The sequence below is a fragment of the Mesorhizobium sp. GW821-FHT07A06 genome, from assembly GCF_059419085.1.
The window spans coordinates 1-602 of record NZ_JBWKRC010000036.1 but is presented as its reverse complement, the minus strand read 5'-3'; the positions used below and the strand labels follow the sequence as shown (position 1 = coordinate 602).

Sequence of the window (602 nt, the reverse complement as noted above, 5' to 3'; positions counted from 1 at the left end):
GGAATCGTCGGCCATTCGCAGGTTGCGCCGCTCATCGTCGACGCGCTGAAGCGGCTCGAATATCGCGGCTATGACTCGGCCGGCGTGGCCACCATCGAGAAGGGTGAGCTTGGCCGCCGGCGCGCCGAGGGCAAGCTGATCAACCTCGAACGCCGCCTCAAGGACGAGCCGCTCGGTGGCACGATCGGCATCGGCCACACGCGCTGGGCAACCCATGGCGTGCCCAACGAGACCAATGCGCATCCGCATTTTTCCGACGGTGTCGCCATCGTCCACAACGGCATCATCGAGAATTTCGCCGAGCTGCGCGATGAACTGACCCGCGACGGCTATTCCTTCTCCTCGCAGACCGACACCGAGGTCGTCGCCCATCTGGTGGCGCGCGAACTGGCCAGGGGGCTGAAGCCGGTCGAGGCGGCGCACCAGGCGCTGAAGCGGCTCGAAGGCGCCTTTGCGCTGGCCATCATGTTCAAGGGCGACGAAGACCTGATCGTCGGCGCCCGCAACGGCCCGCCGCTGGCCGTCGGCCATGGCGACGGCGAGATGTTTCTGGGGTCCGACGCCATCGCGCTGGCGCCCTTCACCAATTCGATCACCTATCT

General features: G+C 66.3%; 1 pseudogene. It reads left to right on the top strand.

What is annotated here, in order from left to right:
- A pseudogene (locus AC07SZ_RS35640) lies at positions 1 to 602 on the top strand (glutamine--fructose-6-phosphate transaminase (isomerizing)); the annotation flags it as partial.